Annotated in this window: 21 protein-coding genes; 6 read left to right on the plus strand and 15 right to left on the minus strand. The window is 71.9% G+C overall.

Annotated features, from left to right (window positions below):
- Window positions 1–41: 41 nt before the first annotated feature.
- The gene (locus ACZ6KY_RS37390) at window positions 42–950 is read right to left on the minus strand and encodes a DUF3626 domain-containing protein (protein WP_469314722.1); all 909 of its coding nucleotides are present in this window, start codon (window positions 948–950) and stop codon (window positions 42–44) included.
- Window positions 951–1,041: 91 nt separating this feature from the next.
- Here ACZ6KY_RS37390 and ACZ6KY_RS37395 point away from each other — a divergent pair, with 91 nt between their 5' ends.
- On the plus strand, window positions 1,042–1,536 hold the full coding sequence (locus ACZ6KY_RS37395; RefSeq protein ID WP_469314723.1) for an FBP domain-containing protein: 495 nt from the start codon (window positions 1,042–1,044) through the stop codon (window positions 1,534–1,536).
- A 185-nt stretch (window positions 1,537–1,721) separates the two neighbouring features.
- On the opposite strand, the gene ACZ6KY_RS37400 is transcribed toward ACZ6KY_RS37395, so the two are convergent.
- The gene (locus ACZ6KY_RS37400; protein ID WP_469314724.1) at window positions 1,722–2,318 is read right to left on the minus strand and encodes a TIGR03086 family metal-binding protein; all 597 of its coding nucleotides are present in this window, start codon (window positions 2,316–2,318) and stop codon (window positions 1,722–1,724) included.
- Window positions 2,319–2,437: 119 nt separating this feature from the next.
- Between ACZ6KY_RS37400 and ACZ6KY_RS37405 the strand changes: the two genes are divergently transcribed.
- The 3 genes from ACZ6KY_RS37405 to ACZ6KY_RS37415 all read left to right on the plus strand — a co-directional run bounded on the left by ACZ6KY_RS37405 (window position 2,438) and on the right by ACZ6KY_RS37415 (window position 6,233).
- Window positions 2,438–3,706 carry an FUSC family protein gene (locus tag ACZ6KY_RS37405; RefSeq protein WP_469314725.1) on the plus strand — a complete coding sequence of 423 codons (1,269 nt, stop codon included), beginning with the start codon at window positions 2,438–2,440 and terminating at the stop codon, window positions 3,704–3,706.
- Between the two features lie 107 nt (window positions 3,707–3,813).
- Complete coding sequence (locus ACZ6KY_RS37410) at window positions 3,814–4,875, plus strand: hypothetical protein (protein ID WP_469314726.1); 1,062 nt, start codon at window positions 3,814–3,816, stop codon at window positions 4,873–4,875.
- 110 nt (window positions 4,876–4,985) lie between these two features.
- Entirely contained in the window at window positions 4,986–6,233 is a 1,248-nt protein-coding gene (locus tag ACZ6KY_RS37415) for a lactonase family protein (protein WP_469314727.1), read from the plus strand.
- Here the strand turns inward: ACZ6KY_RS37415 and ACZ6KY_RS37420 are convergent.
- Window positions 6,201–6,926 (minus strand): DUF2470 domain-containing protein, encoded by a 726-nt coding sequence (locus tag ACZ6KY_RS37420; RefSeq protein ID WP_469314728.1) that lies wholly within the window; start codon window positions 6,924–6,926, stop codon window positions 6,201–6,203. The genes ACZ6KY_RS37415 and ACZ6KY_RS37420 overlap by 33 nt on opposite strands.
- A 193-nt stretch (window positions 6,927–7,119) precedes the next feature.
- Window positions 7,120–7,728: a TetR/AcrR family transcriptional regulator gene (locus tag ACZ6KY_RS37425; RefSeq protein WP_469314729.1), complete on the minus strand. Its 609-nt coding sequence runs from the start codon at window positions 7,726–7,728 to the stop codon at window positions 7,120–7,122.
- A gap of 108 nt (window positions 7,729–7,836) precedes the next feature.
- On the opposite strand from ACZ6KY_RS37425, the gene ACZ6KY_RS37430 reads away from it, so the two are divergent.
- Window positions 7,837–9,318 (plus strand): cytochrome P450, encoded by a 1,482-nt coding sequence (locus tag ACZ6KY_RS37430; RefSeq protein ID WP_469314730.1) that lies wholly within the window; start codon window positions 7,837–7,839, stop codon window positions 9,316–9,318.
- Window positions 9,319–9,487: 169 nt separating this feature from the next.
- Here ACZ6KY_RS37430 and ACZ6KY_RS37435 read toward each other — a convergent pair whose 3' ends face one another.
- Window positions 9,488–10,330: a pentapeptide repeat-containing protein gene (locus ACZ6KY_RS37435; protein ID WP_469314731.1), complete on the minus strand. Its 843-nt coding sequence runs from the start codon at window positions 10,328–10,330 to the stop codon at window positions 9,488–9,490.
- A 129-nt stretch (window positions 10,331–10,459) separates the two neighbouring features.
- Between ACZ6KY_RS37435 and ACZ6KY_RS37440 the strand changes: the two genes are divergently transcribed.
- Window positions 10,460–11,389, plus strand: a complete 930-nt coding sequence (locus tag ACZ6KY_RS37440) for an SDR family oxidoreductase (protein ID WP_469314732.1) — start codon at window positions 10,460–10,462, stop codon at window positions 11,387–11,389.
- Window positions 11,390–11,392: 3 nt separating this feature from the next.
- Here the strand turns inward: ACZ6KY_RS37440 and sigJ are convergent, their stop codons facing one another.
- The 10 genes from sigJ to ACZ6KY_RS37490 form a co-directional block, all read right to left on the minus strand.
- Window positions 11,393–12,298: an RNA polymerase sigma factor SigJ gene (sigJ, locus tag ACZ6KY_RS37445; protein WP_469314733.1), complete on the minus strand. Its 906-nt coding sequence runs from the start codon at window positions 12,296–12,298 to the stop codon at window positions 11,393–11,395.
- Window positions 12,299–12,348: 50 nt separating this feature from the next.
- Window positions 12,349–13,182 carry an enoyl-CoA hydratase/isomerase family protein gene (locus ACZ6KY_RS37450; RefSeq protein WP_469314734.1) on the minus strand — a complete coding sequence of 278 codons (834 nt, stop codon included), beginning with the start codon at window positions 13,180–13,182 and terminating at the stop codon, window positions 12,349–12,351.
- 83 nt (window positions 13,183–13,265) lie between these two features.
- Window positions 13,266–14,567, minus strand: coding sequence for an alpha/beta fold hydrolase (locus tag ACZ6KY_RS37455; protein ID WP_469314759.1), 1,302 nt, complete (start codon window positions 14,565–14,567; stop codon window positions 13,266–13,268).
- Between the two features lie 134 nt (window positions 14,568–14,701).
- Window positions 14,702–15,727 (minus strand): LacI family DNA-binding transcriptional regulator, encoded by a 1,026-nt coding sequence (locus ACZ6KY_RS37460; RefSeq protein ID WP_469314735.1) that lies wholly within the window; start codon window positions 15,725–15,727, stop codon window positions 14,702–14,704.
- Between the two features lie 76 nt (window positions 15,728–15,803).
- Entirely contained in the window at window positions 15,804–17,228 is a 1,425-nt protein-coding gene (locus ACZ6KY_RS37465; RefSeq protein WP_469314736.1) for a BNR repeat-containing protein, read from the minus strand.
- A 70-nt stretch (window positions 17,229–17,298) separates the two neighbouring features.
- Window positions 17,299–17,622 carry an L-rhamnose mutarotase gene (locus tag ACZ6KY_RS37470; protein ID WP_469314737.1) on the minus strand — a complete coding sequence of 108 codons (324 nt, stop codon included), beginning with the start codon at window positions 17,620–17,622 and terminating at the stop codon, window positions 17,299–17,301.
- Between the two features lie 54 nt (window positions 17,623–17,676).
- On the minus strand, window positions 17,677–18,765 hold the full coding sequence (gene rhaS, locus ACZ6KY_RS37475; protein ID WP_469314738.1) for a rhamnose ABC transporter substrate-binding protein: 1,089 nt from the start codon (window positions 18,763–18,765) through the stop codon (window positions 17,677–17,679).
- A 37-nt stretch (window positions 18,766–18,802) separates the two neighbouring features.
- Window positions 18,803–19,795 (minus strand): ABC transporter permease, encoded by a 993-nt coding sequence (locus ACZ6KY_RS37480; RefSeq protein ID WP_469314739.1) that lies wholly within the window; start codon window positions 19,793–19,795, stop codon window positions 18,803–18,805.
- Entirely contained in the window at window positions 19,788–20,828 is a 1,041-nt protein-coding gene (locus ACZ6KY_RS37485; protein WP_469314740.1) for an ABC transporter permease, read from the minus strand. Before ACZ6KY_RS37485 ends, ACZ6KY_RS37480 begins: the two co-directional genes overlap by 8 nt.
- A gap of 55 nt (window positions 20,829–20,883) precedes the next feature.
- Complete coding sequence (locus tag ACZ6KY_RS37490) at window positions 20,884–22,401, minus strand: sugar ABC transporter ATP-binding protein (RefSeq protein ID WP_469314741.1); 1,518 nt, start codon at window positions 22,399–22,401, stop codon at window positions 20,884–20,886.
- Between the last annotated feature and the right edge of the window lie 4 nt (window positions 22,402–22,405).

The following is a 22,405-nucleotide window of genomic DNA, read 5'->3' on the forward strand; positions in this document are numbered from 1 at the left end:
GCGCCGAGGCGCGTCTCTCCTGCCCGACTGGTCGCCCGTGCCTACGCGTTGGGAGCCCTGACACCCGGGGCCCGGTCTCTCGCCGCCGTACCGGCCTCCGGCGCGCCGAAGCGGGCGAGACAGTGCCAGACCTTCTTCAGGCCCTGGAGGTCGTAGCGGCCGGTGCGGGCGGCGTCGCCGATGATTCGTGGGTCGAGGTGGCCGTCCTCGGCGATGCGGGCGCCCAGTTCGACGTATTCGGGGCCGCGGAACTCGGGGTGGAGGCGCAACTCCTCGACGGTGAGCCGGTATCCGGGGTGCCAGGTGACCGGGCAGGGCAGGAGGCGCGCCGCGGTCTCGACGGGCGTGCCCCGGTAGGAGGGGTCGAGGACAAGGGCCTCCACGTCCCTGGCCGGGACGACCCGTCCGTGTACCTGTGCCTCGATGTAGTCGTCGAGGGCGTCCCGGTCATCCGCCTCGGCGGCCTCGATGAGGGACATCCCTGCCGCGACGCCGAACGCGGACGGTTCGGCCGCGCTGTCGGGATAGCAGAAGGTGGCGCGGAAGAGTGTCGCGCCGGTCAGCCGGAAGTGCGAGGAGCCGAACCGGGGTGCCGCTCCGACCTGTTGGCGGCGGAAGTCGAGCCCGCCGTAGACCGGGCGCTCGTCGGCGGGCGCGGTGTCGTAGGCCCCGCCGAAGATCCGGCTCTCCCAGCGCCACCGGTCTCCGCCGGGGTGCGCGGTCAGCCCGCCGTTGCTCGTGCCCGTGACGAACTGCGAGCGGTACACGCCGTCCCGGGCCATTGCCTCCAGGATCGGAATCCCGCGCACGAGCCGGTCCGGATGGAAGTTCAGGGTCAGCCGCAGCGCGGGATCCAGTGCGGGGCCGCAGGAACGGGCCGCGACGTGGCGCAAGGCCCGTTCCTGCGGCGTGTCCCGGTTCCTCGACCTCGGACCGTCCCCGAAATCCATTGGTTCCCCCTCATGGAACTAGGTATCTTCGGCCAAAACCTAGTGCTCCTAGGTTTTGGATCGTGGACACCCGGCACCCAGGAGGACTCCCATGAGATCACTCACCGAGCAGGACATCCGCACCTCATTTCTCAACTGCTCCCGGGGCGAGGCCAGGCGGCTCGCGACGCCTCGTGATCTCGACCAACGCCCTTGGGACGAGCTGGACTTCCTGGGCTGGCGGGATCCCGGTGCGCCCGACCGCGGCTATCTCGTCACCGAACGGGAAGCGGGCGTCGTCGGCATCACCCTGCGTCTGCCGTCCTCCCGGCGCGGGCTTCCGCACCGCAGCATGTGCTCGCTGTGCCTGACCACGCACCCAAGTGGCGGGGTCTCGCTGATGACGGCCCGCAAGGCGGGTGCGGCGGGCCGGGAGGGCAATTCGGTCGGCGTCTACATCTGCGCCGACCTCGCCTGTTCCCTCTACGTCCGGGGGAAGAAGGCCCTCCCGTCGGGAGGCCGCTTCGAGGAGACCCTCACGACGGAGCAGCAGATCGCCCGGACGGTCGGCAATCTGTCCGTCTTCCTGGCGAAGCTGCACGACTGAACCGGCGGCCCGACCGATGCCGCTCCGACGCCCACCGCTGCTCCGGCGCCCGGTGTCCGCGTCAGGACCGCCGGGCCGTACGACGGACACCGGCCGCTCCCGCGCCGGTGTCCGTGCCAGGACCGCCGGCGGGCCTCACGACTCTCCCGGCGGACCTGTGCCGCGGGCCCGGCGCCGGCGGCGGGTCAGGAACCGGCAGGGGTCCAGAGCGGGTCGCGGCCCAGGAAGGCGAGCAGCGCCTCGGCCCGGCCGGCGCCCTCCGGCACCTCGCGCGCTGCGGCGAACACCCCGAACGACGTGCGGAGGTGATCGGCCAGCCGGTCCGCCGCGAGCCGGACGCCCTCGGCCAGATCGTCGTCGAGGGGGGACGCCTGGCCGGTCGCCACGGCGATGTCCCAGGCGTGCACGGCCGCGTCCATGGCGGCCGCGGCGGCTGCCACCCGGAACGGCAGCGGTCCGAGCGGCGTCGCCACCTCCTCGGCGTCGGCGGGCAGCCCCGCGTAGACGTCGGCGACGCCGGCGAGGACCTTCTCGAGCGCCGCCGCGGCATCGGCCTCCAGACCGTCCACGGGGTGGAAGGGATCCGCGTCGGGCCACCCGGTGCCGGTGACCGCCGCGCCGTACGCCTGCTGATCGAGCCGCGCGTGGTTGAGTACCTGGCGCGCCGTCCACTCGTCGCACGGCGTCGGCGCTCCCCACGCGTCCTCCCGTACACCCGCGACCACGTCGCGCAGCCGCCCGTGCGCCCGCGTCAGCAGTTCGATGCCCTCGACGTCGCCCATTCCGGTTCCTCCTGATGCGGTCCGACCCAGCCGATGCCTTCAATCTAGGACCCCTTGCGGACAGATACGGTCCTCAATCAGGACGTTCGGTACCCCTGTTAAGCGGGAAGGCCACAAGGATGCAAGAGGCACGTGGTGAATGGACGGCATCCGTCGCGAAGATCGTGGAGCGACGCCGGGAGCCGGTGGTCGTCCAGACACTTCGTTCGACGGCCGCCGCGACGATCGCGTACGTGGTGGCCATCCATCTCAGTCCCGAGCCCGCGCCGCTCACCGCGCCCCTGACCGCGCTGCTGGTCGTGCAGGTCACCCTCTACTCGACGATCACCACCGCCGTCCGCCGGGTGAACTCCGTGGTGGCGGGCGTCGTCATCGCCATCGTCTTCAGCAGCCTGGTGGGCCTGACCTGGTGGAGCCTTGGTCTGATCATCCTCGCCTCGCTGGCGGTGGGACATCTGGTCCGGGTCTCCGAGTTCGTGCCCGAGGTGGCGATCAGCGCCATGCTGGTGCTCGGCGTCACCCGGGTGGGCGACACCGCGTGGGCCCGCGTGCTGGAGACGCTGATCGGAGCGGTCGTGGGCCTCGCCTGCAACCTCGTGCTCGCGCCACCCGTGTGGGTGGGTGTGGCCGGTGAGTCCATCGAGGATCTGGCACGCCGGATGCGGCAGTTGATGCTGCGGATCGGCGAGCAGGCCGCCGGGCGCACCCCCTTCCACGTGGCCGCCGAGCGGCTGCACGAAGCCCGTCGGCTCGACCACGACATCTCCGGGGTGGACGCGGCGCTGCGGCAGGCCGAGGACAGCCTGAAGCTCAACCCGAGGGTGCGCGAGGGACTGCTGCACCGGGTCGTGCTGCGCACCGGCCTGGACACCCTGGAGATCTGTACGGTGGTCCTGCGGGTCCTCGCGCGCAGCCTCACCGACCTGGCCAAGGAGCGGGAGCCCCAGCCACTGTTCGAAGCGCAGGCGGGAGCCGTCCTGGAGGAACTGCTGTCCGAGATCGCCGACGCGATCGTCAGCTTCGCGGTCCTGGTCACCACGGACGTCACCCAGAGCGCCGAGTCCGCCGAGGAGCGGCTCAGCGCGGAACTCGGCACGGCCGCCACCACCCGCGACAAACTGGCTCAGCTGTTCCTCGACGAGGTCCAGCGCGACGCGAGGCAGTGGCAGCTGCACGGCTCCGTCCTGACCGAGGTCACCCGCATCATCGACGAGCTCGACACCGAGCACCGGACCCGCCGGCTCCTGGAGGAGCTGGACCGCGCCGCCGCCGAGGAACGCGAGCGCCGGCCGCGCCTCACTCGGCTGCGGCGCCGGCTGCGCGTGCCGCGCCGACTGCGCCGGAACCGGAACCGTTCCACGGCTCCCGGTCGTTCTCGTTCCAAGTGACGAGTTCCGTACGAGGCAGTGGCACGACGTGGTGGAGCGGCCGGCCGCACGGCGTCGCGGACAGCAGGACCTATGAGCCGACAGCAGGACGACGAGGGGGCGGGCGGATGACCGAGGACACCGTACGGATCGACGGGAACGCGCTGCGGTTGCCGGGCGGGGTGCAGGTGCGGTTCATCCGGACCCTGCGCCTGCCCGAGACGGGCACGCACGCCTTGCCGCCGGGGCTCGGCGAGTTCCCCGTCCGGCGCGTCGAGGACTACGGGGACCGGGTGCCCGCCGAGTGGCGGGCCCGTGGCGGTGTGATGCTGCCGGTGTATCTGCGCGAGGCCATGTGGCTGAGTTTCGCCGGGACGGCGGAACCGGCCGCGTTGCAGGTCGGTGTGGGCAAGGTGTGTGCCGTCTCGGGCAAGCCGTGGAGCTCCCGGCTCGCCCGCGATCCGCAGAACTACGTCGTTCTGCCCCGACAGCCCTGGTTGGACGGGATCAATTCCGGCAAGGGCACGGTCCGCCAGTTCGTGGCCGTGCCGCTCGGTCTGGGGGCGACGGTCGAGGGCCAGGTCACCGGGGAGGAGGTCTGGGGCGGCGTCCAGCTCCAGTCGTTCCCGCTGAACGCCGGGGAGCTGGCGGCGTGGCGCGAGGCGGAGCGCCGCCGGGCGGAGGAGCGGCTGCGGATGCCGCAGGCGACGGGCGCGTACGGCGGCGCCCTGCCGATGATGGCCGCGCCGCCCGCACCCGGTGCCGCGCCCACCGCCGCCGGAGCCGCACCGGTCCGTGCGCGCAGCGCCCCGGCGATGGGTCTGGGCGTGGGCGGTTCGATGCGCCAGGAGGTCTACCGGGACGACCGGCCGCTGAAGGCCTGGGCCAAGGAGCCGGCCGGGCGTGTGTTCGTCCATCTCGTGACGCCTCCGGAGTGGCGCCGCATCACCGGCGAGGCGCCGCCGCCGTCCCCGGTGGACCGTGCCGCGTACACCCGCGCGGGGCTGCCCTGGTTCGACTACTACGACCAGGACGCCGCCGATCTGGCCCCCACGGACGAACTGGGGTCGGTGCGGCCGGTCGGCGACTGGCTGGGCGACGACCACGAGCCCTGGCAGCAGCCCTCACCCCAGCAGGTGAAACCGCTCGGCGACGCACCGGGCAAGCCGGTCGAGGACGGCGACTGGTAGCACCCGGCGTCGCATGCGGCGCAACGCGTATTGCCGTTCTTGCACTTCCGGGGTGCCGCACGCCAAGGTGGCTGTCACAGCCGAGGCAACCGACACCCCGAGGTGCAGGCATGAGCAGTGGTGCGGAGCCGTCGCGCGGCGCGCGCGGCGGCTGGACCAGGCGCCGCTTCGTCGGCGCGCTGGCGGGGGCCGCCGCGATCACGACGGTCCCGGCACCGGCCGCTCCCCGGGCGGACCCCGACGTGGCGACGCCGCTCCCGAAGGCGCCGCCGGCCGGCCCCGCCTCCTCTGCGAGTCCATCGGCGCCCCCGTCACCGGCGCCCCGCTCCGGCCCCCGCCCGCTGTTCCTCGGCACGTACACGTCGGGCGACGGCGCCGGGAAGGGGATCGGTCTCGCCGCGTACGACGCGACGACCGGCGCGGTCACCGGCGGCGGTGTCGTGACGGGCGTCGACAACCCGTCCTTCCTGGCGGCGCATCCGGACGGCCGCACGCTGTACGCCGTCGACGAGCGGAACGCGGGCGCGGTGACGGCCGTACGGCTCCCGGGGACCGAGGTGCTCGGCAGCCGCTCCACGGGCGGCGCGGGCCCCTGCCATCTGTCCGTGCATCCGAGCGGGCGCTGGCTGCTGAGCGCGAACTACACCTCGGGGAGTGTCGCGGTGCATCCCATCGACGCGTCCGGCGCGCTCGGCGAGCGCGCCGATCTGGTCACGCACACCAGCCCGGCCCCCGGCCCCGGCCAACAGGGCCCGCACGCCCACCAGTTCATCACCAGCCCGGACGGCGGGCATCTGCTCGCCGTCGACCTGGGCACCGACACGGTCTACACCTACCGCCTCGACGAGACGAGGGGCACGCTCACCGAGGTGTCCCGGGCAGGGACGAAACCGGGCGCGGGCCCGCGTCATCTCACGTTCCACCCCGGCGGCCGGTACGCCTATCTCGCCAACGAGGCCGACAACACGGTGACGGTCTGCGGCTACGACCCGGCGGCCGGTCGCCTCACGGTGGGCGAACCGCAGTCCACGGGCACCGGAAGCGGCACGAGTTACCCGGCGGAGTTCCTGGTGACGTCGAACGGCTCGTACGCCTTTCTCGCGAACCGGGGCCACAACAGCCTGACGCGGTACGCGATCGAGGCGGACGGCGCCCGGCTGCGACTGCTGGACACGGTGCCGGTCGGCGGCGACTTCCCGCGCGACATCGCCTTCTCCCCGGACGGACGGCTGCTGTTCGCGGCGAACCAGCGGTCGAGCACGGTCACCGTCTTCCAGGTCGACGACGAGAGCGGTGAACTCCGGCGCGCGGGCGAGCCGTTCGCCTCACCCGTCGCGGTCTGTGCGCTGCCGCTGTAGGGGGCGGGGGCAGGCGGCGACGCTCGCCTGCGTGAGCAACACGTGCATGCGCTCCGTGAGTTGCGAGACGTCGTCGGCGGGTGCGTGGAACGGCAGACGTACGTCACCGTTGCCGCGCGCCCGCTCGATGCGCAGGGTGAGTCCGTGCCGGTCGACGGCGAGGGGCTGGACGCGCACCGCGCCGTGCAGACTGTCCGGTTCGACGAGGCGGGTGAGCCGGTCGACGGCGTCCGGGTGGGCGTCGGCGAGATGGGTGAGCAGCTGGGCCTCGGCGAGGGCGAGCGGGTCGGGCTGGGCGTCGGCCAGTTCGTCCAGGCCGACCACCACGGTCCCGTCGGGCCTGCGCAGCACCGCGCGGGTCGGGCGGAACGACAGATGCCCGTCCTCGGGGACGAACCAGCCGGCGAGCCAGAGCCGGGCCCGGATCCGGTTCCGTACGGGAACGGGCGCGACGTCGGCGAACTCCAGGACGGCGGACGGTTCTCCGCGCGGCGAGCAGATGGCGGCGGCGAGCAGCGCGCTGTCCTCCGGCACCCGCAGGAGCACCCGGCCGTCGGCGGCGACGGTGTGCGCGCCGACGAACTCCTCCCGGCCGCCCTCCGCGGTCACCGCGCAGGACCAGGCCGCGGCGAGCACCGAGCGGGCGTGCTCCGCCGCGCCGGGCGCGGCCGTCCAGGTGTGACGGTCACCCATCAGCTTCCTCCTTAGGTAAGGCTTGCCTAACCTATCGAAGATCGAGGTGTACGCCAACCACGCCTCGCCGGACGAGGAGTCCGACCGTCGGTTCACGCCCGCCGCACGAGCGGCCCGACCGTGAATTCACGCCCACCGACCGTGGATTCCCGCCCGCCGGACAGGCAATCGCGGCCACCCGGCAGAGCGGACCTCAGGGCGTGATCGCGCCGAGCAGCGCCCGCGCGCACAGATCCCGTACCTGGTCGCGGGTCAGGTCCGCACCCCGCAGCCACTCCAGACACACGGCCGTGGTGAAGGCCAGCCACCCGCGGACGGCGATACGGAGTTCGAGACGGTCCTCGGACGCCCGGCCGAGCTCGGGATCCGCCGCCAGAGCCTGAAGGATCTGGAGTTCCTGCGCGGCCAGCGCCTGCTGGTAGACCCGGCGCACGGCCTGGTCACCGGCCGCGTCGGCGCGATGGAAGGCGCGGAACCCGTGCGCGTGCTCCTCCACGTACCCGAGGAAGGTGTCCAGTCCAGCGCCGAGCTGCTCGCGCACCGGAACGCCGGGCACGGCCGCGGTCATCCGCAGCATCCGCCCGCTCTCCCGCTCGACCACGGCCGCGAAGAAGTCCCGCTTGGTCGGGAAGTAGTGGTACAGCAGTCCGCGCGAGACTCCGGCGATCTCGGCGACCTGCTCGATCCACACGTCGTCGTACGGGCTCTCCGAGAACAGGCGGGCGCCGACCGAGAGCAGTTGCTCCCGGCGCTCCTCGGTACTGAGCCGCCTGCGTGCGCGCTCCCCCTGTCTCCCCGTCATCCCCGCACCTTACTTGACGTCGGTTCAACAAGAGGACCAGACTGAATGCCGTTATTGAACTCGCGTACAACAACTTCAACCTGCCTGAGACACAAGGGAGATGGCGTCATGGCGGAGACGAAGGAGGCCGCGCTGCCCAAGGGGTTCCGCAGCGCGGAACTGGGCTGGCCGGAGCTGCACCGCATTCCGCACCCGCCACGTCGCGTGCCGCTGGTCGGCGATGTGCTCGGCGCCAACGTCCGCTCGCCGTTGCAGGACTCCATGAGGTTCGGACGGCAGCTCGGGCCGATCTTCCGGCGCAGGGCCTTCCGCAACGAGATCGTCTTCGTCTGGGGCGCGGATCTCGCCGCCGAACTGGCCGACGAGTCGCGGTTCGCGAAGCACGTGGGCCTGGGGGTCGCCAATCTCCGTCCGGTCGCCGGGGACGGGCTGTTCACCGCGTACAACCACGAGCCCAACTGGCAGTTGGCGCACGACGTCCTCGCCCCCGGCTTCAGCCGCGAGGCCATGGAGGGCTACCACCCGATGATGCTGGCCGTGACCGAGCGGCTGACGGACCGCTGGGACCGCGAGCAGGCCGCGGGCCGCGCGGTGGACGTGCCCGGCGACATGACGAAGCTGACCCTGGAGACGATCGCCAGGACCGGCTTCGGCCATGACTTCGCCTCCTTCGAGCGCTCCCGGCCGCACCCCTTCGTGAACGCGATGGTGGGCACGCTGACCTACGCGCAGCGTCTCAACGTCGTCCCGGTCCCGCTGGCCCCGCTCCTCCTGCGGACCGCCTCCCGGCGCAACGCGGCGGACATGGCCTACCTCAATCGCACGGTCGACGCGGTGGTCGCCTCCCGCCGGGCCGCCGGAGGCGAGGGCGATCTGCTCGACCGCATGCTCCAGACGGCGCACCCCGAGACCGGGGAGCGGCTGACCCCCGAGAACATCCGCCGCCAGGTCATCACCTTCCTGATCGCCGGCCACGAGACCACCTCGGGCGCCCTCTCCTTCGCCCTGCACTACCTCGCCCGGCATCCGGAGGTCGCCGCCCGCGCCCGTGCCGAGGTCGACCGCGTCTGGGGCGGCACGGAGCGGCCGGGCTACGAACAGGTCGCCAAACTCCGCTACGTCCGCCGGGTCCTCGACGAGTCGCTGCGCCTGTGGCCGACGGCACCGGCGTTCGCGCGCGAGGCCCGGCACGACACCCTGCTCGGCGGTGTCCACCCGATGCGGCAGGGGGCCTGGGCGCTGGTCCTCACCGCGATGCTCCACCGCGACCCGCAGGTGTGGGGCGCCGACGCGGAGGAGTTCGACCCGGACCGCTTCGACGCGAAGGCGGTACGGGCCCGGGCCGCGCACACCTTCAAGCCGTTCGGCACCGGGGCGCGCGCGTGCATCGGCCGCCAGTTCGCGCTGCACGAGGCGACACTGGTCCTCGGGCTGCTGCTGCGCCGCTACGACCTGCGGCCCGAGCCCGGCTACCGGCTGCGGGTGGCCGAGCGGCTGACCCTGATGCCGGAGGGCCTGCGCCTGCACCTCGAACGGCGTACGCCTGTGGCGCCTGGGCAGACGGAGCCGCTGGTCCGCGCGGCCGGGTGAGGCCAGGCTCCCGGGGCCGGGCACGGGCCGTGTTCCCGTGCACAGGCCAGACCCCCAGCCCCCGGGCACAGACCATGGTCCCGTCCCGCGCACAGGCCGTGCCGTCCGCCTGGGGCGAGTCCACGGCCGGGCGAGGTACCGCTCGGCCGCTCCCGGCTCGGGCTCGCCCTCAGCCCTGGGAGGTCCAGTGGCCCGGGCGGCCGACCGATCGGGGGAGCCGGGTGCCCGGGCTGCCGCGGGCCGCGTTGAGCTGCGGCCGGGTGAGGAAGACGGCCCCGGTCAGATCGGCGTCGGTGAGGCCGGCGTCCCTGAGGTCGGCACCGATCAGATCGGCGCCGCGCAGATCGGCCCCGGTGAGATCCGCGGCGATGAGACAGGCGCCGCGCAGACTCGCGCCGCGCAGGTCGGCACCCTTGAGGCGGGCGCCCATCAGATCGGCGCCGCGCCGGTCCGTCTTCCCGCCGCCGGCCTCGGCCCGTACGAGCGCACTGGTCCGCAGAAGCACTTCGTTGACCTCCTGCCGGTGCGCGCCCACGTCCGACTCGCCCAGTTCCTCGGGGGTTTGTCCCGCGAGGCGTTCCGTCGTGGCGAGCAGCCGCCGGACGTCGGCGTGGACCGGACGTGCGGCGGGGAGTGTCAGCGCCTCGTTCACGTACCAGAGCAGTTCATGAAGGTGGCGTACGACGGGGAACACGTCGAACATCTGCCGGGCGCGCTCCTTCGACCCCGAACGCCAGTCCACGCCGCCGAAGGTCACCTGGGAGACCCGCTGCCCGGCGCCGAAGCAGTCGTGGACCGTGCAGCCCGTGAAGCCGGTCCGCCGCAGCCGGGTGTGAATACCGCGCCGGAAGTCGCTCTCCAGGTTCGGGCAGGGCTCGCCCGCGCCCTTGTCGATCGCGAAGTCGGCCGAGCGGGCGAAGGGCAGGGCCACACAGCGCAGCCCGAAGCACTGACCGCAGTCGGCTCGCGGTTCGAGGCGCGGGTCCGGATGTGCGCTGCCGTCCTGTCGCATGTCCCCCAGCCTACTGAGCCGCCAACGCACCTCTGAACTGCGCCGACTTGACGGCCCGGACCCTCTCCCGAGGTGATCCTCGCGGTCCTTGTCTGGATGTTTGACGGCGCACCGGGTATCGAGTCAGCCATGGATTCCACAGCGCTCCCCGGCCTCCCCTCTCCTCCCCCGCTGGGCGCGAGCGCCCTGCCGGCCGGGACGTACGACGGCTCGCTGGTGCTGGTCACCGGTGGCGGTACCGGACTCGGGAGGGCGATAGCCGCGGAGTTCGCCCGGCTGGGCGCCGATCTGCTGATCGTCAGCCGTCGTGAACGCCATCTCGCGCCCGCACGGGAGGAGTTGGCGAAGCTGGGCACCCGGGTGAGGTCCGCCGTCTGCGACATCCGGGATCCGAAACGCATCTCCGAGGTGTTCGACGGGTGCGCACTGCCCGATGTGCTGGTCAACAACGCGGCCGCCAACTTCCCCGTCCCCACGGAGGACATGTCGCCGAACGCCTGGCAGGCGGTGGTCGACATCACCCTCACAGGAACGTTTCTGATGACCCGTGAGTTCGGACGGCGGCATCTGGCCGCGGGCACGCCTGGGTCGGTCATCGACGTCGGCGCGTCCTACGCCTGGACGGGCGGCCCCGGGTTCGCCCACAGTGCGGCGGCCAAGGCCGGTGTGGAGAGCCTGGTGCGGACACTCGCCGTCGAGTGGGGCCCGTACGGCATCCAGGTCAACGGTCTGGTGCCGGGGCTGATGCCGCACGAGGACATGACGGACGACATCCGCGGCAACCTGACACGGGCCGCGGCCGACGGCGACAGCGCGGACCACGGGAGTGACCAGGTCGGCGGCGCCCGCGGCGCGCACGACCGGCGCCAGCCGGCCCTGCGCGTCGGCGCGCCCCGCGAACTGGGCTGGGCCGCCACCTTCCTGGCATCCCCCTACGCCCGTTTCATCACCGGCCACACCCTGGTCGTGGACGGCGCGAACTGGCAGCGCAGAGAGCTCGTCAGCCCGCCCGTCACGCCCGTGCGGGACCAGTTGGGGCGCGGTCCCTTCACCGGCTGACCGTCACTCCCCCGCCCTCGCCCCCGCGAGATCGAGCCGGGCGATCCGTTCGGGGTCGGCCAGGATGTACATCGCGGCGATCCGGCCGTCGACGACGGTGACGCCCATGACCGACCGCGGCCGGCCGTCGACGAGCGCGACGACGCCGACCTCCCCGTTGACCAGGACGAACCGGGAGGTCGCCGCGAACCGCGCGAAGGCGAGCGCCTGCCGGGCCACCGTCTCGGCGCCGCGGACCAGTCGGGACACGGCCACGCCGCCGGCCTTCGGGCCCGCGTCGGCGCGCAGCACGACATCGGGGTCGAGGACCGCGACGAGGGCCTCGAAGTCCCCGCCGCGCGAGGCCGCGAGGAAGGCGTCGAGGACCTCCCGCTGCCGGGTGACGTCCCGCTCGGGCTCGGGGGACGCTCCCTTGACGCGGCGGCGCGCCCGGCTGGCGAGCTGACGGGTGGCGGCCGGGGAGCGGCCCACGATGGGCGCGATGTCGTCGAACGGCACGGCGAACATGTCGTGCAGGACGAAGGCGAGCCGCTCGGCGGGCTCCAGCGTCTCCAGGACCACGAGGAGGGCGAGCCCGACCGAGTCGGCGAGCAGCACCTCCTGTTCGGGGTCGATCCGGTCCAGGGGGCTGACGACGGGGTCGGGGACGAAGGTGTCCGAGGGCTCCAGGGGGTCCTCGCGGCGCGCGGCGCGGGAGCGCAGCATGTCCAGGCACACCCGGCCGGCCACGGTGGTCAGCCAGCCGCCCAGGTTCCTGATCCCGCCCGGGTCGGTGCGGCCGAGCTTCAGCCAGGTCTCCTGGACGGCGTCGTCGGCGTCGCTGAGCGATCCGAGCATCCGGTAGGCCACCGCGCGCAGTCGGCCCCGGTGCTCCTCGAACCGGTCCGCGAGAAGTCCGCTGTCGTCCATCGGTCCCCCTGTCTCGTCGTACGGAACAGTGACCGATCAAAACACGTCGGTCACCTTCCGTCGAAGCGGGGCGCGCGGCGGGCGCTCTTGGCCGCGTACCCCTCCGCCGCGTCGTCGGAGGTCAGGGTGAGCGCGGCCGACAGGGCGGTCCGGTCCAGGGCCGCGGCGAGACCGGCGTCGGCGTACGCGTCGATGTCGTGCTTCACACCCTGCACGGCGAGCGGCCCGTTCGCCGCGATCTCGGCGGCGACCGCTCGGGCCGTCTCGTCCAAGTCCTCTTCCGTCGCGACGAGTTGGACGAGATGCAGGCGTTCGGCCGTCGTCGCGTCCAGCCGCCTCCCGGTCAGCGCCAGGAACTTCGCCCACCCCGCGCCCGCCTCGCGCGCGATCCGCAAGTCCCCGCCGGCGTCGACCGCGAGCCCCAACTGGGCCTCGGGCAGGGCGAACACGGCGTCGCGGGAGGCGATCCTGATGTCCGCCATCAACGCCAGTTCGAACCCGAAGCCGAGGCAGTAGCCCCGCACCGCCGCGACGACGGGCTGCGGCAGCCGCGCGAAGGCCGCGAAGCGCTCGTGGGCCCAGCGGATGCCCTCGTAGTACGCGCGGGCGCGCTCGGCTCCCGAGCGGCCGGTGATCGCGCCACCCGGGGCACTCACGTCGATCCCCGCGCAGAAGGCGCGCCCCTCGGCCCGCAGCAGCACCACCCGGACCGAGGCGTCGAAGCGGATCCGGTCGGCGATCAGGCCGAGTTGGCGGGTGGACTCCCAGCTCCACGCGTTGAGCTTCGCCGGGCGGCACAGGGTGAGGACGCCGATCCCGTCCTCGACGTCGAGGCGCAGCCGCTCCTCGCCCTCCGGGATGTCCGTACGCGTGGTGTCGATCATCCGTACCCCCTCAGATTTCTGACAGACCGTCAGAATACCGAGGGGGGTGCAGAAGTGCCCGGACGGCGGGGGCCGCGGGCGCCTCAGACGTCGTCGCGGGTGAGCGCCAGCAGCCGGTCCAGTACGCGCGGCCCGCCGGCCCGTACCCCGTCGTGCTCGAACTCGTCGGTCACCCAGGTGCGCAGGCCCCGCACGGCACGCGCGGTGCGCAGGGAGTGCTCGGCGTCGACGTACATGTCGTCGTGGTAGACCGCCGCCGCGACCGGTACCTCGTTCGCGGCGAGGCGGGCCGGGTCGTACAGCGGCGTCCAGTCGGTGCGGGCGGCCAGTTCCTCGGCGGTCTCCCGCAGCGGGCGCAGTGCCGGGTCGGTCTCGAACATCCAGGGGTGCACGGACTCGCCGGTGAACAGCAGCGGTCCGTCGTCCGCGAGGGTCTTGGCCGCGTCGAACTGCGGGAACTCGGCGCGCACGCGCTCGGCGGACCAGGCCGTGGGGCGGTCGCCCTGGGCGTAGCAGGCCTCGTGGACCAGCGCGTACAGGGGGTGACCCGCGTACGACAGGAGCCCCTGCACCTCCTCCTGGAAGGCGTCGGAGAGGGCCGGGCCCTGCGGGGTGCGGACGAAGGCGTCCTCCAGCAGGTAGTGCAGGCGGTGGCTGCCGTCGCTGCCGCCCAGCAGGATGCCCAGCGACTGGAAGGCCTCGGCGGTCAGGCGGTAGCCGCCGCTCAGCACCGGCTCGTGCTGGAGCAGGTACTCCGCGATCCGGCGGGCGCGCTCGACGTCCTGCGGGTAGCGCGCGTAGTGCGCGGCGACCTTGCGCTCGATACGCGGGTACGCGGCGCGGTAGACGTCGTCCGCGTGCCCGTCGAGGGAGGGCAGGCCGCCGGTGACGACGGCGGCGCTCAGCCCTTCGGGAGCGCTGGACAGGTAGCGCACGGCGCAGAAGCCGCCGAAGCTCTGGCCGAGGACCGTCCAGGACGCTCCGCCGGTGAGCGCGGGCCGGATGGCCTCGCAGTCCCGGACGATGGAGTCGGCGCGGAAGAGCGCGAGGTGGTCGGCCTGCTCGCGGGGGCCGCCGCGCAGCGGGAGCGTCTGCCGGTTGGCGGGCGTCGAGAGTCCTGTGCCGCGCTGGTCGAGGAGCAGGACGCGGAAGTCCATCAGGGCCCGGTCGAGCCAGGACTGACGGCCGACGAAACGATTCGCTCCAAAGCCGGGGCCACCTTGCAGGTAGACCATCCAGGGCAGGGTCTGGTGCGCCTTGTCGCTCGCGACGACCTCGCGGGCGAACAGTTCGATGGTCTCGCCCGCCGGATGGTCGTGGTCGAGAGGCACGGTGAAGCGGTGGTCGGTGAGGACGACACCGGGCTGGCGGTAGCTGACGGTCAACAGGGCTCCCGAGACGTACGGATTCCAGGCTGCGTCCCAGTTGAGCACATATTCCCCGGGCTCCGCGGCCCGGGGATCAAGAAAATGAACTGAACGGTGACTCAGCAGGCCGTGGCCGGGAACTGAACCGCTGCTCAGCGCGCCGCCAGGCTGGAGTGGCGCACCACCAGCTCCGGCTGGAGCACGACCCTCCGGTGCTCGTGCGGCTCGGGCGCGGTCTCCGCGTCGGTCTCCTCCAGCAGCAGCTCCGCGGCGAGAGCGCCCATGGTCACCGCCGGCTGGCGCACGGAGGTGAGCGGGACGGCCGCGGCGGCGGCGAACTCGATGTCGTCGTAGCCGACGATCGCGAGGTCGTCGGGCACGCCGACGCCGGCCGCGTACATGGCCTGAAGGACGCCGAGGGCGAGCAGGTCGTTGGCGCAGAAGACGGCGGTGGGCCGCTCGGCGAGGCCCAGGAGCCGGGCGCCGGCGTCGCGCCCGGCGGCCACGTCGAGGCGCTCGGTGGGCAGCTCGCGCAGATGTGCCGGGCCGAGACCGGCCTCGGCCAGGGCGTTGAGTGCGCCCGTCCGGCGGTCCCTGACCTGGCTGAGGCCGGGCGGTCCGCTGACGTACGCGATCGAGCGGTGTCCCGCGTCCACGAGATGCCGGACGGCCAGCGCGCCGCCCGCCACGTCGTCGACCGAGACCGAGCACTCGGTGGTGCCCTCGGCGACCCGGTCGACCAGCACGAAGGGGATGCCGTTGCGGCGGAACGCCTCGATGTTGCGGCCGCTCGCGTCGGTGGGCGTCAGCAGCACCCCGCGCACCCGCTGCTCGGCGAAGAGCGACAGATAGTCGGCCTCCTCGCTCGGGCTCTGCGCGCTGTTGCAGACCATCACCCCGAGCCCGGCGTCCCGCGCCGCGCGTTCGGCGCCGCGCGCCACGTCCACGAAGAACGGGTTGCCCATGTCGAGGACGAGAAGCCCCATGATCCGGCTGCGCCCGGCCCGCAGTTGACGTGCCGACTCGCTGCGTACGTAGCCGAGCCGGTCGATGGCGGACAGAACGCGTGCCCTCGTCTCGGAGGCCACCGAGTCGGGGCGGTTGATCACGTTCGAGACCGTGCCGACAGAGACTCCGGCGGCACGGGCGACGTCCTTGATACCCACCGACTGGGCCATCAGGCGGGAACCTCCAGGAGAACGAGAAGCGGCAGGCAGGCCCTCACATTACCCGCGAGCGGGCCGGAAACAGTGGTCATGAGGGCAGCCGGAAATCGATGACGCGCAGCGCCGAGGGCGTGGTTCCGCTGGACGTCTCCTGGTACATCACGGACAGCGTTCCGTCCTGCGGGACGCGCGTCTCGTCGATCACGACCTCGCCGAACGCGTTCAGGCCGCTGCCGTCGAACAGGAGCTTCCAGTCGGTGTGTCCGGAGGACTTCGAGGCGCCGGCGATCCGCCCGAACGGCATGATCGCGTAGGCGTTGTCGTACCGGTCGAGGACCAGCTTGGTGCGCTGGCTGGAGTTCAGGGCGATCGGGATCTCGGTCTTGGTCCAGCCGCCCGAGGATCCCTTGCGGAGGTGGAAGGCGCGGCCGTTGGCCGTGCGGTCGGCGACGTAGTTCGTGGTGCACTGGCCGAAGCGTCCGGGCACATAGCTGATGATCGCGTGCGGCAGGCCCGCGGAGTCGGTGGCCTGGCTCTCCTGGTTCATCAGGGAGTGGTCGGGGTCGAGTGAGTCGACGACGAGTCCGGTGTCGGTGACGGCGACCGTGCCCGAGGTTCCGGTGGTGCCGACGACGGTGCCCGCGTCGTTGCGCCAACTGCGGCCCCGGTCGGTGGAGTAGACGTAGCCGGTGTCGTGGTTGGTGATGCCGCCGGCGTTGCACATCACGGCGGCGTTCTGCTCGCGCCAGGTGAAGAAGGAGTGCAGCCGGCCGTTCAGGTCGTAGTCGATCCCGTGCAGATACATGTTGCGTGCCGTGCTCGACCCGTGCGCGCTGGTGTACGTCCCCGTGGAGGCGGACCATTCGCCGAGCGCGGTCCAGGACGAACCGGCGTACTCGGCAAGGGCGTTGCGCCCGTTCCCGGAGACGCCGACGCGGTAGCTGAGCTGGAGGCCGCCGTCCGGGGTCGCGACGAACTGCGGATAGGTGAACTGCGTGGTGAGCGCGAGACCGTCCAGGGAGGTCTGGACGGCCCCGAGGACGGCGGAGGTCCAGGCCGTCGACGCGGCGTTGTCGAGCAGCCCGGCCACCGACTTGACGTAGAAGAAGCCGTCGCTGTGCGAGTCCATGTTCAGGTGCAGCCGGCCGTCGGTCCGGGAGACGCCCATGGAGATGACGTCGTGGGAGTCGTCGCTCTTGAGCTTGTGGCCGAGCGTGATCCTGGACCAGGTGGTGGCGCCGAGCGCGCGGCGGGCGACGACCGCGCTGCGGTCGGCGGTGTACCAGGCCGCGTACTGGTAGCCGCGGTAGGTCAACAGGCCGTTCTTCTGGAACGAGTTGTTGTTGACCAGACCGTCGTAGGAGACGAAGTAGATTGCCTGGGAGTCGAGTTGGGTGGTGCCGGACAGGGTGACGGAGGGGCCGGGGTCGGCCGCTCGCGCCGTCCCGGCGGTCATGGCGGGGCCTGCCACGGCGCCCAGCAGGGCCGTCGTCAGCACGGTGCGTCGTCTCATGTACGGGCTCCTCGATCGGGCTGCGGGCGGGCGGGTCGGACAGGCTGTTCAGGCAGGTCGGGCGGGGTGTTCAGGCGAGGTGGAACACCTCGGTGAGCAGTTTCATGGCCTCGTCGGGTCTGGCGCCGTCCAGCGAGGTGAAGAACGGCGCCATCTCCGTCTGCCAGCGGGCATTGACGTCGGTGGCCTCCATGGCGGCCCGCGCGGCCGCGAAGTCCTCGGTCTCCAGGTAGCCGACCAGCAGGCCGTCCTCGCGCAGGAACAGCGAGTAGTTGTGCCAGCCGGTGGCCGAGAGCGCGTCGAGCATCTCCGGCCACACGGCGGCGTGCCGCTCGCGGTACTCGTCGAGGCGGTCCGCACGGACCTTCAGCAGAAAGCACACACGGTGCGTCAATGACCCTCCAGGGCCTGGGAGTCGGGCGGATCCGGCCGACGAGATCTCAGGGCGTCAGAAGTCGAACTGGTCGATGTTCTTGGCGTCGAAGACGGTCGGCTTGCCCAGGCTGATCACGCCGTCCTTGCCGATGGTGAAGGAGCCCATGTCGCCGGCCTTGAAGGTCTCGCCCTCCTTGCCGGTGATCTGGCCCGAGGACAGCGCGACGGCGGTGCGGGCGGCCAGCTCGCCGAGCTTCGCCGGGTCCCACAGCTCGAAGCCCTCGACGGTGCCGTTCTTGACGTACTTGCGCATGTCGTTGGGGGTGCCGAGGCCGGTCAGCTTGACCTTGCCCTTGTACTTGGAGCCGGACAGGTACTGGGCGGCGGCCTTGATGCCGACGGTGGTCGGGGAGATGATCCCGGCGAGCTTGGGGTGCTCCTGGAGCAGGCCCTGGGTCTGCTGGAAGGACTGCTGGGCGTCGTCGTTGCCGTAGGCGACCTTGACCAGCTTGACGTCCTTGTACTTGGGGTCCTTCAGTTCGGCCTTCATGAAGTCGATCCAGGTGTTCTGGTTCGTGGCGGTCTGCGCGGCGGACAGGATCGCGATCTCGCCCTTGTAGTCGATCTGCTTGGCGAGCAGTTGCACCTCGGTGCGGCCCAGGTCCTCGGCGCTGGCCTGCGAGACGAAGGCGTTGCGGCAGTCGGCCTTGGTGTCGGAGTCGTAGGTGACGACCTTGATCTTGTTCGTCATGGCCTGCTTGAGCGCGGTGCACAGGGCGCCCGGGTCCTGCGCGGAGACCGCCATCGCGTCGACCTGCTGCTGGGTGAGCGTGTTGACGTAACTCACCTGGCCGCTGGTGTCGGTGGCGCTGGAGGGGCCGACCTCCTTGTACTTCGAGCCCAGTTCGGCGAGGGCCTTCTCGCCGCCCTTGTCGGCGGAGGTGAAGTACGGGTTGTTGACCTGCTTGGGCAGGAAGCCGACGGTCAGGCCCTTCTTGGTGGCCGCGTTCGGGTCGGCCTTGCCGCCGGCGGCGGCGGCGTTGGAGCCGCCCGAGTCCTTGACGTCGTTCTTGGTGGTGCCGCCGCAGGCGGTGACGGCCAGGGCGAGGGAGGTGACGGCGGCGAGCGCCGCGCAGGTACGGCGGATCGAAGACTTGCGCATGGCGGAGGGTTCCTTTACGAGGGTGAGCGGAGCGGGGTTACGAGATCGGAGTCGAGGCGGCTCTGCGGCCCGCCCTCGCTACGGAGATCTGGCGCCCGACCCGGGGGCCGAGCACGGAGACGACCAGCAGAACGCCGGTGACGACGATCTGCGACTGCGCGGAGACGTTGAGGAGGCTCATGACGTTCTGCAGCGAGCCGAGCAGGAAGACTCCCGCTATCGCGCCGCCGAGCGTGCCCTTGCCGCCGTCGAAGTCGATACCGCCGAGCAGGACGGCGGCCACGACGGAGAGTTCGAGCCCGGTGGCGTTGTCGTAGCGGGCGCTGGCGTAGTGCAGGGCCCAGAACACGCCGGTCAGGGAGGCCATGAGGCCGGTCGCGACGAACAGGAGCAGCTTCTGCCGCTTGACCCGGATGCCGGCGAACCGGGCGGCCTCCTCGTTGGCGCCGATCGCGAACGCGGAGCGCCCGAAGGGGGTGGCGTGCAGCACGACCACGGCGACGGCGAGCAGCACCAGGAAGAGCGGGAGGGCCTGCGGGACGAAGGTGTCCCCGATGCGTCCGGCCGCGAAGTCCTGGTACTGGGTGGGGAAGTCGGTGACCGCGTCGGAGCCGAGCACGATCTGCGCGATGCCCCGGTAGGCGGCGAGCGTGCCGATGGTGACGGCGAGGGACGGCAGTCCGAGCCGGGTCACCAGCAGGCCGTTGACGAGCCCGCACACCACGCCGAGCACCAGACAGAGCGGGATGATCGTCTCGATCGCCATGCCCTGGTTCCACAGGGCACCCATCACCGACCCGGAGAGCCCGGCCGTGGAGGCGACGGAGAGGTCGATCTCGCCGGCCACCACGAGCAGGGTCATGGGCAGGGCGATCAGCGCGATCGGCAGGGTGTTGCCGATCAGGAACGACAGGTTGAGGGCGTTGCCGAAGCCGTCCACGAAGGAGAAGGAGAAGAGCAGCAGGACGATGAGGAGGGCGCCGACGACCGTGTCCCAGCGGACGGCGCGCGCGAGAGCGGAGTCAGCCATGGCGGGCGTTCCTCTTCTTCAGTGCGGCGGCCACGCGCAGCGCGACGATCCGGTCGACCGCGATGGCGAGGATGAGCAGGACGCCGTTGATGGCGAGCACCCAGACGGAGCTGACGCCGAGGGCGGGCAGGACGCTGTTGATGGAGGTGAGCAGCAGGGCGCCGAGCGCGGCCCCGTAGACGCTGCCGGAGCCGCCGGTGAAGACGACGCCGCCGACCACGACCGCGCTGACGACGGTGAGTTCGTAGCCGGTGCCGGTGCCCGAGTCGACGTTGCCGAACCGGGCGAGGTAGAGGGCTCCGGCGAGGCCGGCGAGGCCGCCGCAGACGAGGTAGGCGGTCAGGATGCGGTTGCGGACCGGGATGCCGGCCAGCCGCGCGGCCTCCGGGTTGGAGCCGAGCGCGTACAGCTCGCGGCCACTGCCGAAGTGCTTGAGGTAGTACGCGGCGACCACCAGGACGGCCACGGCGATCAGCGCGAGATACGGGACCGCCGAGAGGCCGCCGGAGCCGAAGTCGACGAATCCGCCGGGGAGATCGGCCGCCGTGATCTGACGGGAACCGACCCAGATGGAGTCCATGCCGCGGATGATGTAGAGGGTGCCCAGGGTGACGACGAGCGCCGGTACCTGTCCGAGGCTGACGAGCGTGCCGTTGACCAGTCCGCAGCCGATGCCGAGCAGCACCGCGAGGACCACCGCGACGACGGGGTTGCCGCCGCCCTGCATATAGGTGCCGGCGGCGAAGGCGCTGATGCCGAGCGTCGAGCCGACCGACAGGTCGACGTTGCGGGTGATGACGACGAGGGACTGTCCGGTGGCGACCAGCACGAGGATGGTCGCGTTCAGCAGCAGGTCCTTGATGCCCTGCTCGGACAGGAACTCGCTGTTGCCCATCTGGGTGATGGCGATCATCACCAGGAAGACCGCCAGGATGGCGAGTTCGCGCATCTTGAAGACACGGTCCACCAGCCGGGTGCCGCTGGACCTGGGCACCTCGGTGGCGGGGGCGGGGGTGGGCGCGGTCACCGTCATGCGGCGGCCCTCCGGGGGGTGATCGGGGTCATTCGGGCAGCCCTCTCGATGGCTGTCATGTGGCGGCCCTCCCGGTGGCGGCGGCCATCACGGATTCCTCGGTGGCTTCGGAACGTGGGATCTCGGCGGTGAGCCGGCCCTCGTGCATCACGAGCACGCGGTCGGCCATGCCGAGGATCTCGGGCAGATCGGAGGAGATCATCAGGACGGCCACCCCGTCGGCGGCCAACTCGCTGAGCAGCCGGTGCACTTCGGCCTTGGTGCCGACGTCGATGCCTCGCGTGGGCTCGTCGACGATCAGCACCTTGGGGCCGGTGGCCAGCCATTTGGCGAGGACGACCTTCTGCTGGTTGCCGCCGGAGAGCGTGGAGACGGTGTCGGCGATCCGGGCGTACTTCACCTGGAGCTTGACCGCCCAGTCGAGGGAGCGGCTGCGCTCGGCCCCGCGGTCCATCAGACCCGCCCTGACCGTCGTACGCAGCCCGGTCAGACCGATGTTGCGCTCGATGGACATGCCCATCACCAGGCCCTGGGCGCGCCGGTCCTCGGGGACGAGGGCGAGACCTGCGGCCATGGCGGTGGAGGGGGCGCCGTTCGTCAGCGCCCGGCCGTCGACCTCCACCTCTCCGGCGTCCCAGCGGTCCACGCCGAACACGGACCGGGCGACCTCCGTGCGGCCGGCGCCGACGAGCCCGGCGAGGCCGACGATCTCGCCGCGCCGGACGTCGAAGGAGACATCGGTGAAGACGCCCTCCCGGGTCAACCGGCGCACGCTCAGGGCGACTTCGCCGGCCTCGACGTCCTGCTTGGGGTAGAGCTCGTCGAGGTCGCGGCCGACCATCCGGCGGACCAGGTCGTCCTCCGTCATGCCCTCCAGCGGCTCGCTGGATATCAGGGCCCCGTCGCGCAGGGTCGTGACGCGCCCGCAGATCTGGAAGATCTCCTCCAGCCGGTGCGAGATGAACAGCACCGCCGAGCCCTGCTCGCGCAGGGTGCGGACCACGCCGAACAGGCGGGCCACCTCGCTGCCGGTGAGGGCCGCGGTCGGCTCGTCCATGATCAGGACGCGGGCGTCGAAGGAGAGCGCCTTGGCGATCTCGACGATCTGCTGGTCGGCGATGGACAGACCGCGCGCCGGGCGTTCGGGGTCGAGTTCGACACCGAGGCGCTTCATCAGGGCGGCGGTCGCCGCGTGGGTCGCCTTGTGGTCGATGCGGCCGAGCGCCCGCCGGGGCTGGCGGCCCATGAAGATGTTCTCGGCGATCGAGAGGTCGGGGAAGAGCGTGGGCTCCTGGTAGATCACCGCGATGCCCGCGTCCCGGGCGTCGGCGGGGCCGTGGAAGACGGTGGGCTCGCCGTCCAGCAACACCTGGCCGGCGTCCGGTCGGTGCACGCCGGCGAGCGTCTTGATGAGGGTCGACTTGCCCGCGCCGTTCTCTCCGGCGAGCGCGTGCACCTCGCCGGGGAACAGTTCCAGGGACACGTCCCGCAGGGCGCGTACGGCACCGAAGGACTTCGAAAGGTCCTTCAGCGCCAGCACCGGGGTCGGTCCCGTGTCGGACGGGTGGGTCATGAGG

Source organism: Streptomyces sp. NPDC042002, from assembly GCF_055588305.1.